At 73.5% G+C, this 14,787-nt stretch carries 12 protein-coding genes; 9 read left to right on the top strand and 3 right to left on the bottom strand.

Translation table 11 applies throughout. The annotated features are described in order from the left end of the window. Window positions 1-163: 163 nt before the first annotated feature. A complete protein-coding gene (locus tag ACFYWL_RS28485) occupies window positions 164-1,504 on the bottom strand; it encodes a PHB depolymerase family esterase (RefSeq protein ID WP_386978932.1) in 1,341 nt (446 codons plus the stop codon). Between the two features lie 224 nt (window positions 1,505-1,728). On the opposite strand from ACFYWL_RS28485, the gene nhaA reads away from it, so the two are divergent. Next, window positions 1,729-3,042, top strand: coding sequence for a Na+/H+ antiporter NhaA (gene nhaA, locus ACFYWL_RS28480; protein WP_386978929.1), 1,314 nt, complete (start codon window positions 1,729-1,731; stop codon window positions 3,040-3,042). Window positions 3,043-3,064: 22 nt separating this feature from the next. Here the strand turns inward: nhaA and ACFYWL_RS28475 are convergent, their stop codons facing one another. Continuing rightward, on the bottom strand, window positions 3,065-3,610 hold the full coding sequence (locus ACFYWL_RS28475; protein WP_386978926.1) for an STAS domain-containing protein: 546 nt from the start codon (window positions 3,608-3,610) through the stop codon (window positions 3,065-3,067). Window positions 3,611-3,848: 238 nt separating this feature from the next. On the opposite strand from ACFYWL_RS28475, the gene ACFYWL_RS28470 reads away from it, so the two are divergent. The 5 genes from ACFYWL_RS28470 to ACFYWL_RS28450 are packed head-to-tail and all read left to right on the top strand — an operon-like array spanning window position 3,849 to window position 9,295. Beyond that, window positions 3,849-5,390, top strand: coding sequence for an ABC transporter substrate-binding protein (locus tag ACFYWL_RS28470; RefSeq protein WP_386978923.1), 1,542 nt, complete (start codon window positions 3,849-3,851; stop codon window positions 5,388-5,390). 17 nt (window positions 5,391-5,407) lie between these two features. After that, window positions 5,408-6,352: an ABC transporter permease gene (locus ACFYWL_RS28465; protein WP_386978921.1), complete on the top strand. Its 945-nt coding sequence runs from the start codon at window positions 5,408-5,410 to the stop codon at window positions 6,350-6,352. After that, window positions 6,349-7,230, top strand: a complete 882-nt coding sequence (locus ACFYWL_RS28460; RefSeq protein ID WP_386978918.1) for an ABC transporter permease — start codon at window positions 6,349-6,351, stop codon at window positions 7,228-7,230. Before ACFYWL_RS28465 ends, ACFYWL_RS28460 begins: the two co-directional genes overlap by 4 nt. Further along, window positions 7,227-8,261 carry an ABC transporter ATP-binding protein gene (locus ACFYWL_RS28455; RefSeq protein ID WP_386978915.1) on the top strand — a complete coding sequence of 345 codons (1,035 nt, stop codon included), beginning with the start codon at window positions 7,227-7,229 and terminating at the stop codon, window positions 8,259-8,261. The genes ACFYWL_RS28460 and ACFYWL_RS28455 overlap by 4 nt, the downstream gene beginning before the upstream one ends. Then, window positions 8,258-9,295 carry an ABC transporter ATP-binding protein gene (locus ACFYWL_RS28450; RefSeq protein WP_386978913.1) on the top strand — a complete coding sequence of 346 codons (1,038 nt, stop codon included), beginning with the start codon at window positions 8,258-8,260 and terminating at the stop codon, window positions 9,293-9,295. Before ACFYWL_RS28455 ends, ACFYWL_RS28450 begins: the two co-directional genes overlap by 4 nt. Before the next feature lie 13 nt (window positions 9,296-9,308). Here ACFYWL_RS28450 and ACFYWL_RS28445 read toward each other — a convergent pair whose 3' ends face one another. Then, window positions 9,309-10,322, bottom strand: a complete 1,014-nt coding sequence (locus tag ACFYWL_RS28445; RefSeq protein WP_386978910.1) for a LacI family DNA-binding transcriptional regulator — start codon at window positions 10,320-10,322, stop codon at window positions 9,309-9,311. An 878-nt stretch (window positions 10,323-11,200) separates the two neighbouring features. Here ACFYWL_RS28445 and araB point away from each other — a divergent pair. From araB to ACFYWL_RS28430, 3 genes are all read left to right on the top strand, one after another. Beyond that, a complete protein-coding gene (gene araB / locus ACFYWL_RS28440) occupies window positions 11,201-12,898 on the top strand; it encodes a ribulokinase (RefSeq protein WP_386978907.1) in 1,698 nt (565 codons plus the stop codon). After that, window positions 12,895-13,587: an L-ribulose-5-phosphate 4-epimerase gene (locus ACFYWL_RS28435; protein ID WP_386978904.1), complete on the top strand. Its 693-nt coding sequence runs from the start codon at window positions 12,895-12,897 to the stop codon at window positions 13,585-13,587. Before araB ends, ACFYWL_RS28435 begins: the two co-directional genes overlap by 4 nt. A gap of 156 nt (window positions 13,588-13,743) precedes the next feature. Then, a complete protein-coding gene (locus ACFYWL_RS28430; RefSeq protein ID WP_386978902.1) occupies window positions 13,744-14,751 on the top strand; it encodes an ABC transporter substrate-binding protein in 1,008 nt (335 codons plus the stop codon). Window positions 14,752-14,787 lie beyond the last annotated feature (36 nt).

The following is a 14,787-nucleotide window of genomic DNA, read 5'->3' as shown; positions in this document are numbered from 1 at the left end:
GGCCCCGGGGGCGGGGCCGGGGGGGGCCCGCGGCCCGGGGGCGCCCCTCCGGGGCCCCGGGCCGGGCGCCCGGGGTTGCGGCACCGTGCGGGGGGGGCCCGCCGCCCGGGGCGCCCGCCCTCGCGGACGGGTGGCGGCGGGGACGCCGCCACCCGGGAGGAACTCAGGAGACCGAGCAGGCCGCCCCGTTGAGAGTGAACGACGCCGGCTTGGCGGTGTCGCCGGTGTGGTTGGCCTGGAAGCCGATGCTGACCGAGGTGTTCGGCGCGATCGTGCCGTTGTACGAGACGTTACGGGCGGTCACCGCGCCGCTGGTGGGGGAGTAGGTGGCGTTCCAGCCGCTGGTGATGGTCTGCCCGCCCGGCAGCGTGAAGGCCAGGCTCCAGCCGTTGATCGCCGTGCCGCCGGTGTTGGTGATCGTGACGGCGGCGGTCAGGCCGGTGTTCCAGGCATTGACGGCGTACCCGACGGCGCAGCCCCCGCCGGCCGGCGGGGTGGTCGGCGGCGGCGTCGTGGGCGGCGGGGTGGTCGGCGGCGGCGTCGTCGGCGGGGCCGTGGTGGGCGGCGGCGTGGTGGGCGGGGTGGCGTTGTCCAGGCCGAAGAACCGGATGGCCTGGGCGGCGTCGACGGGCAGGTTGTGCGAGACGCCGGCCATGCTGATCGCCTCGACCGGCGCCGTGGCGCCACTGCCGCCGTAGCGGGTGCGGGTGTAGCCGGACTGCGGGGTGTCGGTGTACGTCGGGTTCTGGCTCAGCCCGTGCACGTTCGTCCACTGCTTGACCTCTTCGCCGAAGTTCGGGTAGCGCAGGGTCTCGTCGCTGGTGCCGTGCCACAGTTGCATCCGGGGCCGCTTGCCGGTGTAGCCCGGGTAGGCGTTGCGGACCAGGTCGCCCCACTGCTGGGCGGTCCTGGTGAGCTGCCCGTTGGCGCACTCGCTGTTCCACTCGGAGCCGTTCGTGGTGGCGAAGCAGCCGAACGGGACCCCGGCGAAGGCCGCGCCGGCGGCGAACACGTCGGGGTAGAGCCCGAGCAGGACGTTGGTCATCATCGCGCCGGACGAGACGCCGGTGGCGAAGATCCGGTCCGCGTCGACGGGGTACCGCGCCCGCACGTAGTCGATCATCGACTTGATGCCCACCGGGTCGCTGCCGCCGTCGCGGCGCAGCGCCTGCGGCGAGGAGACGTCGAAGCACTGGCTGCTGCGGGTCACCGACGGGTAGATGACGAGGTAGCCGTACTGGTTGGCCAACTCGTCGAACTGGGCGCCGTTGAAGAACGCCGGGCCGGTGCCGGTGCAGTAGTGCACCGCGACCAGCAGGCCCGGCCGGGGCGCGACCCGGTCCGGCACGTACAGGTACATGCGTAGGTTGCTGGGGTTCGCGCCGAAGTTGGTGACCTCCGTCAGCGCCGCGGCCGACGCGGGCGCGGGCGCCGTGACGGCCGCCAGCGCGGCCACCGCGGCGGCCACCAGGGCAGCGCCCAGCAGCTTCGTTCTCGATCTCATGGGACGGGTTCCTCCGGAGAGTGCCGATGGGGCGAGGTTCCGATCGGGGCTGCCCGGCCTCCGACCATGTCCGGCTCAGGAACGTTCATCAGTATGGATAGCGGGAGTGACGGCGGCAACCAGCGGAAGTTTCGGGGTCCGTAAGCGGCTAGGGTAGGGCTTCGGTGTGCCGGGAAGGCTGGTCGGCGATGAGTTGACGCTGCCCTGCCGACGAGGAGTTCCCCGTGACCGACGCCCCCCGGCGCCGCCCCAGCCTGTTCGCCCGACGCTCGTGGGGCGAGACCAGCCGCATCTTCGGCATCCTGCGCCGGGAGACCGTGGGCGGGGCGCTCCTGCTGGTGGGGGCGCTGCTGGCCCTGATCTGGTCGAACTCCCCCTGGGCGGACGGCTACCAGGCGTTGCGGGAGCTCCGGGTGGGCCCGGCGGCGCTGCACCTGGACCTCGGCCTGGCCACCTGGGCCGCCGACGGCCTGCTGGCGATCTTCTTCTTCGTCGCCGGGCTGGAGCTCAAGCGCGAGTTCGTCGCCGGGGACCTGCGGGATCCGCGCCGCGCGGCGGTGCCGGTGGCCGCCGCCATGGGCGGCGTGCTCGTGCCCGCCCTGCTCTACTACCTCGTCGCCGGCCGGGACGCCGCCCAGGGCTGGGCGATCCCCACCGCGACCGACATCGCCTTCGCCCTGGCCGTGCTCGCCGTCGTCGGCCGGTTCCTGCCCTCGGCGCTGCGCACGTTCCTGCTCACCCTCGCGGTGGTCGACGACCTGCTCGCCATCGTGATCATCGCCGTCTTCTACACCTCCGACCTGGACGTCGGGCCGCTGCTGGGCGCGCTGGTCCCGCTGGCGGCCTTCGGGCTGCTGGTGCAGCGCCGGGTCCGGTCGTGGTGGCTGCTCCTGCCGCTGGCCGCCGTGACCTGGGCGCTGATGCACTCCTCCGGGGTGCACGCCACCGTCGCCGGGGTGCTGCTGGCGTTCACCGTCCCGGTGCTCCGCAGCCGGGCCGCGGGCGGCCCGGACGCCGGGCCCGGCCTGGCCGAGCACTTCGAGCACCGGTTCCGGCCGCTCTCCGCCGGGGTCGCGGTGCCGGTCTTCGCCTTCCTCTCCGCCGGTGTCACCGTCGGCGGCCTCACCGGCCTGGCCACCGCCCTGACCGACCGGGTCGCGGTCGGGATCGTGGTCGGCCTGGTGCTCGGCAAGCCGATCGGCATCATGGCGGCCACCTGGCTGGTGTCCCGGTTCACCCGGGCCGACCCCGACGAGGGGCTGAACTGGCTCGACGTGTTCGGCCTGGCGCTGCTGGGCGGCATCGGATTCACCGTCTCCCTGCTCATCGGCGAGCTCGCCTTCGGCCTGGGCAGCGAGCGCGACGACCACGTCAAGGTCGCCGTGCTCACCGGGTCCCTGCTCGCCGCCGGCCTGGCCACCGTCATCCTGCGCGCCCGCAGCCGGGCCTACCGGCGGGTGCACGCGGCCGAGACCGTCGACCGCGACCGCGACGGGGTGCCCGACGTCTACCAGGCGCAGCCCGACCGGTCGGCCTGAGCCGACCCCACCCCGCGCCGTGTCAGCGGGCCGGCGCGGGGTCGGCCGCCGTCAGGGCGGGGCCCGCCGCCAGGGCCTCCTGCTGGGTCGCGAAGGTCGGAAAGAGCCCGTCGAGCCGCATCGTGTGCAGGACGGTGCGGACGAACCGGGACGGGGCGGCGAGGCACAGGACGACGCCCCGCTGCCGGGCCTCCTGGTGGGCCCGCACCAGCAGCCCCAGCCCGGCCGGGTCGATCTGGTCCACCCCGTGCAGGTCCACCACGGCCCGCCCGTCGAACTCGACCGCGTCGCGCAGGGCGGCGCGCAGCCGGTCCTCGCCGTGGCTCGGCGCGTCGTCGCAGCCGTCGACCTGGTCGAGCCCGAGGAACTGGCCCGGCGTCGGGCCGGCGACGCTGCACCGCGGACACCGGTGGGGGCCGACGGCGAACGGCGAGCCGCTCCAGCCGTGCTCGGACACCAGCGTCCAGACGACCTCGGCGTCGGGCAGCACGCACGCGTTGCCGGTGGTCGTGTCGCCGCAGTCGTCGCAGATCAGCGTCATCAGGCGATCGTCCGGTACGACCGTCATCCGGCCTCCTCTCCTCGGCGGCGGCAGCCCCCACCCTGGTACGCGGTTTTGGAGGGCACCTCCCGGTTCCGTGACGGTTGTGTGACGAAACTGACTCCACACTGGGCAGGTTCCGCCGTCGCCGCACCCGGCCGCGCGCCGGTGCGGTGATGCAGGTTTCACCGCCGGGACGCTGCGGGCAAGGAGGGCAGGAGGCGGGATCACTCCCGCGCCTCGGTGACGGAGGGGGACCGGGTCCATGACCAGATCCAGAATGGTCGGTGCCGTGCTCGCGCTCGCGCTCGCCGGCGCCGCCGGCTGCGGCGCCGGCGACAGCGTCGACGTGGACGGGGCCGGCGACACCGGCGGCAGGGGCTCCGGCGGCACGCTGAACGCCGCCATCGGCGGGGAACCGGACCAGCTCGACCCCCACCGGACCTCGGCCTACTACAGCTTCCAGGTGCTGGAGAACGTCTACGACACGCTCGTCGAGCCGGGCCCCGACCTGCGGATGGGCCCCTCGCTGGCGACGAGGTGGACCACCAGCGCCGACCAGCTCACCTGGACCTTCACCCTCCGCGAGGGCGTGCGCTTCTCCGACGGGTCGCCGCTGACCTCCGAGGACGTCGTCTACTCCTACGAGCGGATCATCTCGGAGAAGCTGAACCAGGCGTACCGGTTCGAGACCGTGAAGTCCGTGACCGCGCCCGACCCGGCCACGGTGGTCGTCGCGCTCACCAAGCCCACCCCGAACCTGCTGGCCAGCCTCGGCGGGTTCAAGGGTGTCGCGATCGTCGACAAGGCCAACGTGGAGTCCGGGGCGATCAAGACCAGGCCGGTGGGCAGCGGGCCGTTCGCCGTCGCCGGCTACACCTCCGGCGACAGCATCCAGCTCACCCGCAACGACAACTACTGGGGCGTCAAGCCGAAGCTCGACGGGGTCCGGTTCACCTTCGTCAAGGACCCCACCGTCGCCCTGCAGAACCTGCGCGGCGGCGAGGTCCAGTGGACCGACAACCTCCCGCCCCAGCAGGTCGCGGCGCTGAAGGAGAACGGCGGCGACGTCACCGTCGAGTCGCGGTCGTCGACCGACTACTGGTACCTCGCCCTCAACGAGGGCCGCAAGCCGTACGACGACGTCAACGTGCGGCGCGCGATCGCCTTCGCCCTGGACCGGGAGGCGATCGCGAAGGCGGCCAAGTTCGGGCAGGCCACGGTGAACCAGACCGCGATCCCGAAGGGCAGCTCCTGGCACTTCGAGTACGCGCCGTACCGGCACGACCCCGCGCAGGCCCGGCAACTGCTCGGCCAGGCCGGCGTCAGCGGGCTGGCCCTGGACCTGATGGTGACCAACGAGTATCCCGAGACGGTCAGCGCGGCCCAGGTCATCGCCGCGCAGCTCAAGGACGTCGGGATCACCGTGAAGATCCGCACCCTCGACTTCGCCCAGTGGCTCGACGAACAGGGCCGTGGCGCCTTCGACGCGTTCCTGCTCGGCTGGCTCGGCAACATCGACCCGGACGAGTTCTACTACGCCCAGCACCGCACCGGCGCGACGTTCAACTTCCACAAGTACAGCAACCCCGCCGTCGACAGGCTCCTCGACGCCGGCCGCACCGAGACCGACCCGGCGGCCCGCAAGCGGACGTACGACCAGGCGGCCAAGCAGATCGTCGACGACGCCAGCTACGTCTACCTCTACAACCCCGACGTGGTGCAGGGCTGGTCGAAGCAGGTCACCGGCTACCAGGTCCGCTCCGACCGGGCCATCCGGTTCCGCGACGTCGGCCTCGACAAGTGAGCTGACGGGGGCCCGACATGGCGAGATTCGTCCTGCGCCGGCTGCTCCAGTCGGTCGTCGTCCTGCTCGGGGTGACGCTGGTCGTCTTCCTGCTGCTCCAGCTCGTCCCCGGCGACCCTGTCCGGGTCGCCCTCGGGACCCGCTTCGACCAGCAGACCTACGACGCGCTACGGGAACGCTCCGGCCTCGACCGGCCGCTGGTCGCGCAGTACGTCAGCTACGTCGGCCACGCGCTCACCGGCGACCTCGGGGTGAGCTTCCGCAGCGGACAGCCGGTCACCACGATCGTGCTGGAGCGGCTGCCCGCGACGCTGTCGCTGGCGGTGACCGCCGTGCTGCTCGCCCTGCTCGTGGCCTTCCCGCTGGGCGTGCTCTCCGCCGTGCGCAGCGGGTCCGCCCTCGACCACGCCGCCCGGGTGTTCAGCCAGTTCGGCGTGTCGGTGCCCGACTTCTGGATGGGCATCATGGGCATCCTGCTCTTCGCCGGGGTGCTCGGCTGGCTGCCGCCCTCGGGCTACGTGGCCCTGACCGAGGACCCGGCGCGGTGGGCGTCCCACGTGGTCCTGCCGGCCACGGCCGTGGGGCTGGTCACCGCCTCGATCCTCACCCGGTTCATCCGCTCCTCGGTGCTGGAGGTGCTCTCCGCGGACTACGTGCGCACCGCCGAGGCCAAGGGGCTGCGCGCGCGGGTCGTGGTCGTGCGGCACGTGCTGCGCAACGCGCTGATCCCCGTGGTCACCGTCGTGGCGGTGCAGTTGGCCAGCCTCGTCGGCGGGGTGATCGTGATCGAGGTGCTGTTCGCCTGGCCGGGCGTCGGCCGGCTCACCTACGACGCCGTCCAGGCCCGCGACTACCCGGTGCTCCAGGGCGCGGTGCTCTTCGTCGCCGCCCTGTTCCTGCTGATGAACCTGCTGGTGGACGTCCTCTACGCCCGCCTCGACCCGCGGATCGGGCTGCGGTGAGCGGCGGGACCGACGGCACGCTGCGCCGCACGCTGTCCGCGCTGCGCCACGACCCACCGGCCGTCGCCGGCACCGTCGTCCTGCTCCTGCTCCTCGTCGTCGGGGTGGCCGGCAGGTGGCTGGCGCCGGCCGGGGTCAACGACGTCGACGTCGAGCGGATGCTGCGCCCGCCCAGCCTCGACCACCCGTTCGGCACCGACGAGCTGGGCCGCGACGTGCTCAGCCGCGTCCTCGTCGCCGCCCGGGTCTCCCTGGAGGTGGGCCTGGTCAGCGTCGGCATCGCGCTGCTGGTCGGGGTCACCGTCGGCCTGCTCGCCGGCTGGTACCGGGGCTGGGTGGACAACGTCCTCATGCGCGGCATGGACGTGCTGTTCGCGTTCCCGGTGCTGCTGCTGGCCGTCGCGATCGTGGCCGTGCTCGGGCCGGGCCTGGTCACCGCGATGGTCGCGATCGGGGTGGTCTACACGCCGATCTTCGCCCGGGTCACCCGCGCGGGCGTGCTCTCCGTACGCGAGCAGGTCTTCGTGCGCGCGGCCGTGTCCATCGGCGCGTCGGACGCGCGGATCATCCGCCGCCACGTGCTGCCCAACATCGCGGCCCCGCTGATCGTGCAGACGTCGCTGTCGCTGGCGTTCGCCATCCTCTCCGAGGCGGCCCTGTCCTTTCTGGGCCTCGGCGTGCAGCCGCCGGACCCCGCCTGGGGCCGGATGCTCTACGACGGGCGCGGGTTCGTCACCGAGGCGTGGTGGCTCGGCGTCTTCCCCGGCGCCGCGATCTTTCTCACCGTGCTCGCCTTCAACCTCGTCGGCGACGCGCTGCGCGATGTGCTGGACCCGCGTCAGCTCACCGTCAGCGAGGCGAACAGGAGCAGGACATGAGCACCTCACCACCCGCCGCCGGCGCGGCCGAGAGGGGTCCCGCCGCGGGCGGCGACGATGTGCCGGTGCTGGCCATCGAGGACCTGACGGTGACGATCGGCACCCGCCGCGGCCCCGCCCGCGCCGTCGCCGGCGTCGACTGGTCGGTGCGGGCGGGGCAGACCCTCGCCCTGGTCGGCGAGTCCGGCAGCGGCAAGAGCATGACCGTGCTCGCCGCCACCGGCCTGGCCCCCCGCGCGGCCCGGGTCACCGGCCGGGTCCGGCTGCTCGGCGAGGAGCTGACCACGCTGCCCGAGCCGCGCCGCCGGCAGTTGCGCGGCCGGCACGTCGGCTTCGTCTTCCAGGACCCGATGACCTCGCTCAACCCGGTGCTCACCGTGGGCCGGCAGGTGTCCGAGGCGTGCGAGGAACACCTGGGCATGACCCGCCGGCAGGCCCGGGACCGGGCCGTCGAGCTGCTCGACCTGGTCGGCATCCCCTCGCCGGGCCGGCGCGTCGGGGAGTACCCGCACCAGTTCTCCGGCGGGATGCGCCAGCGGGTCGTCATCGCGATGGCCCTGGCCTGCGAGCCGGCCCTGCTCATCGCCGACGAGCCGACCACCGCCCTCGACGTCACCACCCAGGCGCAGATCGTCGAGCTGGTCGCCGACCTGCGCCGCCGGCTCGGCACCGCCGTCGTCTGGATCACCCACGACCTCGGCGTGGTCGCCGGCGTCGCCGACACGGTGGCCGTCATGTACGGCGGCCGGATCGTCGAGCGGGGCGACGTCGACGCCGTGTTCGACGCGCCCGCGCACCCGTACACCCGGGCCCTGCTGGCGGCCCGCCCGGACCCGCAGCATGCCGGCGGCGACCTCCCGGCGATCCACGGCGCGCCGCCCAGCCCCCTCGACCTGCCGCCCGGCTGCGCGTTCTGGCCGCGCTGCCCCGTGCGCGGCGACGCCCGGTGCGAACACGAGCTGCCGCCGCTGGTCCCGGTGGCCCCCGGCCACGAGGCACGCACCTTCTACCCCGGCGGGGAGGACGCATGAGCGCCGACACCGCCCCGGCCGCGCCGACGCCGGCCGCGGCGCCGCCGGAGCCCCTCGCCGAGCTCGACGACCTGCGGGTGTGGTTCCCGGCCGGGGGCGGCGCGCAGGTGCGGGCCGTCGACGGGGTGTCGCTGACCGTGCGGCGGGGCGAGACGCTCGGGCTGGTCGGCGAGTCGGGCAGCGGGAAGTCCACCACCGGCCTGGCGCTGTTGCGCCTGGTCGACCCGACCTCCGGACACGTGCGGGTCGGCGGCCAGGACGTCACCCGGTGGTCCCGCCGCCGGCTGCGGGGCCTGCGCCGGAAGGTGGCCATGGTGTTCCAGGACCCGCAGGCGTCGCTGGACCCGCGGCGCACGATCGGGGCCAGCATCGCCGAGCCGCTGGTGGTGCACCGGCTCGCCGGCTCCGCCCAGGCCCGCAGCCGCCGGGTCGCCGAGCTGCTGGAGCTGGTCGGCCTGCGCCCCGACCTCGCCGGCCGGCACCCGCACGAGCTCTCCGGCGGGCAACGCCAGCGGGTCGGCATCGCCCGCGCGCTGGCCGGGGAGCCCGACCTGATCGTCCTCGACGAGCCCATCGCCTCGCTCGACCTGAGCGTGCAGGCGCAGATCATGAACCTGCTGCGGGCGCTGCAACGGGACCTGGGGCTGACGTACCTGTTCATCGCGCACGACCTGGCGGCCGTCGAGCACATGAGCGACCGGATCGCCGTGATGTACCTGGGCCGGATCGTGGAGACCGGCACCCCGGCGCAGCTCTACCGGCAGCCGGCGCACCCCTACACGGCCGCGCTGCTGTCGGCAGTCCCGGTGGCGGACCCGAAGGTGGAGCGGCGCCGCCGGCGGATCATCCTGCGCGGCGACGTGCCGAGCCCGGTGGACCCGCCCGGCGGCTGCCGGTTCCGGACCCGGTGCCCGCAGGCCCGCCCGGACTGCGCCGAGTCCGATCCCGCGCTGGTCGAGGTGGCCGCCGGCCAGCGGGCCGCCTGCCTGTACGCGGGCGAGGCCGTCCGCGCCATGCGGGGCGAGCCGGCCTGACCCGGCGTCGCGGTCAGCAGGGCCGGGTGCTGTGCCGCACGACCAGCGGGGTGGCCAGCTCGATGCGGTCGCTGGCCAGCTCCTCGCCGTTGACCAGGCTGAGCAGCATGCGGGTGGCCATCGCCGCCATCTCCGTCAGCGGCTGGCGGATGGTGGTCAGCGGCGGCACGGCCCACCGGGCGGCGTCCAGGTCGTCGAAGCCGACGACGCTCATGTCGTCCGGCACCCGCAGCCCCCGCTCGTAGAGCGCCTCGTAGGCGCCCAGCGCCATCTCGTCGGAGCAGGCGAAGATCGCCGTCGGCGGTCGGGCCAGGTCGAGCAGGGCGTGTGTCTCCCGGTAGCCCGAGGGGGCGAGGAAGTCGCCGGTGCGGACGTGGCCGGTGGGGACCCGCTGCCCGGCGGCGTCCATGGCGGCCCGGTAGCCGTCCACGCGGGCGCGGCTGCACGGAACGGTGGGGGGACCGCCGATGACGGCGATCCGGTGGTGTCCGAGGTCGAGCAGATGCTCGGTGGCCGCCCGCCCGCCGGCCCAGTTGGTCGCGCCGACGGAGGGGATGTCCGCGGGAGGCTGCCCGGCGGGGTCGATGATCACCACGGGGATGCCCAGCTCCTCGAGCTGGCCGCGCTGGGCGGGGGAGAGGTCGGACAGGACGAGCAGCACCCCGTTGCAGCGTCGGGCGGCCAGCTGCTCGGTCCAGCGCCGGTCGGGGCGGGTGCGGTGCCGGCCGTGCACGGCGGAGACGACGACGCCGAAGCCGGCCTGGTAGGCAAGCTCCTCCACGCCGTCGATGATCTGCATGGCCCACGGGCTGCCCAGGTCCCGCAGCACCAGGTCGATCAGGCCCGCCCGGTTCGCCGGGCGGGCGGTGCCCCGGGCGGTGTACCCCCGGGCGTCGAGCAGTGTCTGCACCCGGTGCCGGGTCGCGGGTGCGACGTCCGGCCGGCCGTTGAGGACCTTCGAGACGGTGGGGATCGACACCCCGGCCGCCTGCGCGATCTCCGCCAGCGTCGCCCGCTGTTGTTCCATGGCATCTCCCTTGCTCCCGGCCCGCCGCAGCATATCCCGAAACTTTCGAAGCTTGGGGGCGGGTAGGGGCCAATTCCGGGTCCGGCCTCGACGCATCGACAGGTGACTCTTGACTCGCCTCCGTGCGGGCGCTTAGTCTGCACGGGTCCGAAACAAGCTCGAAACTTTCGGACGCGGAGTTGCCTTCGCGTCCGCTGTCGGCCGGGTCGGCGCCGCCGGACGGGGCGGCGTCGACCCGGTTGCCCGACGGGGTTTGCCGGGCCGGGACGGCCGCTTTGGGGTGCGGCTTCGGCGGGGTCGCGAGCCTGGGTGTTTCGGTCGCACTCCGTGACGAAGGGGAGCTGTCCACATCGGGACGATCGTCCTTACCCTGCGTTGTCATCCTCCGGGGGTCTCCGCGGTCCCGCCGCGCGCTTTGCTCTGCACCCATCGCCACAACGCCCTCGTCGAGCTGCGCGCATGTCCTCCTGCCAAGAATCGCGGAAGATCCCGAGCGGTGGCGGAGTGTGAGCGTTGCGTCCTTGGCTGCAGAGCAAAGCGGGCGAGCGGCCTGGTGTGCCGGCGGGTCGGGATTCACTCCCCGTCACGGCCGGGCGGCGGGTCGGCATGCCGGGCGGCGGCCGGCGTGCGGCGGTGGGGCGCTCCCCGCGCCGTGCGGCCGGGGCGCACTCTCGTTGTGAACGCGCACATCCCGGCTGCCGGGCCGCCTCCGCCGTGGGTCGCGCCCCGTGACCGAATCGTCGCCGACGTGGCCATCCGGAGAGAGTCCAGGCAGGGAGCCGTGTCGGGGGTCGGACTGAAAGATCTTGGCGGGAAGCATCTTGACGACACGACATGTGAGCGCTAACACTGTTGCCAGCAAGTGAGCGGAGGATGTCATGAGCGTTTCGGCAGGGCCGGGCGACCGGTACGTTGTCGGCGTCGACTACGGCACGTTGTCGGGTCGAGCGCTGGTGGTACGGGTCGGTGACGGTGCCGAACTGGGCACGGCGGTGCACGAGTACCGACACGCCGTGATGGACACGGTACTCGCCGTCGACGGCCAGGCGCTACCCGCCGACTGGGCCCTGCAGGACCCGGACGACTACCGCGAGGTGCTGCGGCAGGCGGTGCCGGCGGCACTGGCCGCCAGCGGCGTCGACCCGCGGCAGGTCGTCGGCATCGGCATCGACTTCACCGCCTGCACCGTGCTGCCCACCCTCGCCGACGGCACCCCGCTGTGCGAGCTGCCGGACCTGCGTACCCGGCCGCACGCCTGGGTCAAGCTGTGGAAGCACCACGCGGCCCAGCCCCAGGCGGACCGGATCAACGAGCTGGCCCACGCCCGCAACGAGCCGTGGATCGGCCGCTACGGCGGCAAGATCTCCGCCGAGTGGCAGTACGCCAAGGGCCTGCAACTGCTGGAGGAGGACCCGGAGGTCTACGACCGGGCCGAGCGGTGGATCGAGGCGGCCGACTGGATCGTCTGGCAGCTCTGCGGCGTCGAGACCCGCAACGTGTGCACCGCCGGCTACAAGGGCATCCGCCAGGACGGCCGGTACCCGTCGCGGGAGTACCTGGCCGCGCTCAACCCGGGCTTCGCCGACTTCGTCACCAAGATCGACGGCCCGCTCGCGCCGCTGGGGGCCCGGGCCGGCGGGCTGACCGCCGAGGCCGCGGCCTGGACCGGCCTGCCCGAGGGGATCGCCGTGGCGGTCGGCAACGTCGACGCCCACGTCACCTCCGCCGCCGCCCAGGCCCTCGACCCGGGCCGGCTGGTCGCCATCATGGGCACCTCCACCTGCCACGTCGTCAACGGCGTCGAGCTGGCCGAGGTGGCCGGCATGTGCGGCGTCGTCGACGGCGGGATCAGCTCCGGGCACTGGGGCTACGAGGCCGGCCAGAGCGGCGTCGGCGACATCTTCGGCTGGTACGTCCAGCATGCCGCCCCCGCCGGCTACGCCTCCCACGAGGCCCTGACGGCTGCCGCCGCCGCCCAGCCGGTCGGCGCGCACGGCCTGGTGGCGCTGGACTGGTGGAACGGCAACCGGTCTCTGTTGGTCAACCACGACCTCAGCGGGGTGGTCGTCGGGCTGACCCTGGCCACCCGGCCGCCGGACGTCTACCGCGCGCTGCTGGAGTCCACCGCGTTCGGTACCCGCATGATCATCGAGGCGTTCGCCGAGGCGGGGGTGCCGGTCGACGAGATCATCGTCGCGGGCGGGCTGACCAACAACGCGCTGCTCATGCAGATCTACGCCGACGTCACGAAGCGCCCGCTGGGCATCATCGGCTCGGCGCAGGGCCCGGCGCTCGGCTCGGCGATCCACGCGGCGGTCGCCGCGGGCGCGTACCCCGACGTGCCGGCCGCCTCGGCGGTGATGGGCCGGGTCGACCGCGACGTCTACCGGCCCGACCCGCAGCGGGCGCTCGCCTACGACGCGCTCTACGCGGAGTACCGGCGGCTGCACGACCACTTCGGCCGGGGCGGCGACGACGTCCTGCTGCGGCTGCGCACCATCCGCAACGCCGCCCGCCGGGCGGCCGACCACTCCCCGGCCGGCGTGGCCGCGGCCCCCCTGGAGGTGTTGGCATGAGCCCCGAGCTGAGCGCCGCGGTGACGCGGCTGCGCGAGCAGGTCGCGACCCTGCACGGCGAGCTGGTCCGGTACGGCCTGGTGGCCTGGACGGCCGGCAACGTCTCCGCCCGGGTGCCGGGCGCGGACCTGATGGTCATCAAGCCCAGCGGCGTCTCCTACGACGACCTGCGCCCCGACAACATGATCGTCTGCGACCTCGACGGCGTCGTGGTGGAGGGCGACCTGTCGCCGTCGAGCGACACCGCCGCGCACGCCTACGTCTACCGGGCGATGCCGGAGGTCGGTGGAGTGGTGCACACGCACAGCTCCTACGCCACCGCCTGGGCGGCCTGCGGCGAGTCGATCCCGTGCCACCTCACCGCGCAGGCCGACGAGTTCGGCGGCGAGATCCCGGTCGGCCCGTTCGCGCTCATCGGCGGCGACGACATCGGCAAGGGCATCGTGGCCACCCTGTCCGGGCACCGCTCGCCGGCGGTGCTCATGCGCAACCACGGCGTCTTCACCATCGGCAAGGACGCCCGCGCGGCGGTCAAGGCGGCGGTGATGTGCGAGGACGTCGCCCGCACCGCCCACCTGGCCCGCACGCTCGGCCGACCGGTGCCGATGGCCCGCGAGGACATCGACGCCCTCTACGACCGCTACCAGAACGTCTACGGGCAGCCCGGGGCCTCGTCCGCGACCCCCTGACCGCCGCCCGCCCCGTCCCGGCCGGTCCGCACCCCGAGGTCCGGCCCGTTCCACCGCACCTCACCACAGCACCACCGGTTGGCCGTGCCGTCCCGGCACGCCGAGGCGGCCCCGGCCCATGTAGGTACCCCACCCACCCCCGCAAGGAGTCATCACATGCGCAAGACCGGCACGACCATCACCCGCCGCGGGTTCGGCGCGATCCTGGCCGCCGGCCTGATGGCCACCAGCCTGGCCGCGTGCGGCAACAGCGACACCGGCTCGGAGTCCGGCGGCGACGGCGACGGCCAGATCGTCCTCGGCTTCTCGCAGGTCGGCGCGGAGAGCGGCTGGCGGACGGCGAACACCAACTCCATCAAGGAGTCCGCCGAGAAGGCCGGGATCAAGCTGCAGTTCGACGACGCCCAGCAGAAGCAGGAGAACCAGATCAAGGCGATCCGCAACTTCATCCAGCAGAAGGTCGACGTGATCGCCTTCTCGCCGGTGGTGGAGTCGGGCTGGGACACCGTGCTCAAGGAGGCCAAGGACGCCAAGATCCCGGTCATCCTGACCGACCGGGCCGTCGACTCGGCCGACAAGAGCCTCTACAAGACCTTCATCGGCTCCGACTTCGTCAAGGAGGGCCGCCTCTCCGGCGAGTGGCTGGTCGAGCAGAAGAAGGACGCCACCGGTCCGGTGAACATCGTCGAGCTGCAGGGCACCACCGGCTCGGCGCCGGCCAACGACCGCAAGAAGGGCTTCGCGGAGGCGATCGCCGCCAACCCCAACCTGAAGATCGTCGCCTCGCAGAGCGGTGACTTCACCCGGGCCGGCGGCAAGCAGGTCATGGAGCAGTTCCTCAAGGCCAACCCGAAGATCGACGTCCTGTTCGCCCACAACGACGACATGGGCCTCGGCGCGCTGGAGGCGATCACCGCGGCCGGCAAGGTGCCGGGCAAGGACATCACCATCATCACCATCGACGCGGTCAAGGACGGCATGCAGGCCCTGGCCGACGGCAAGTTCAACTTCATCGCCGAGTGCAGCCCGCTGCTGGGCGACCAGCTGATGGACCTGGTGAAGAAGGTCAAGGCCGGCGAGGAGGTCCCCGCCCGGGTCGAGACCCAGGAGACCACCTTCACCCAGGAGCAGGCCAAGGCCGCTCTGCCGACCCGGAAGTACTGACCGGAGGGGGCCGCCGCGCCACGCGCGGCGGCCCCG

Origin of the sequence: Micromonospora sp. NPDC002575 (genome assembly GCF_042889525.1) — a bacterium.
GTDB lineage: Bacteria > Actinomycetota > Actinomycetes > Mycobacteriales > Micromonosporaceae > Micromonospora > Micromonospora carbonacea.
Note: the sequence above shows the minus strand (reverse complement) of the source record. Positions and strands in the feature narration are given on the sequence as shown.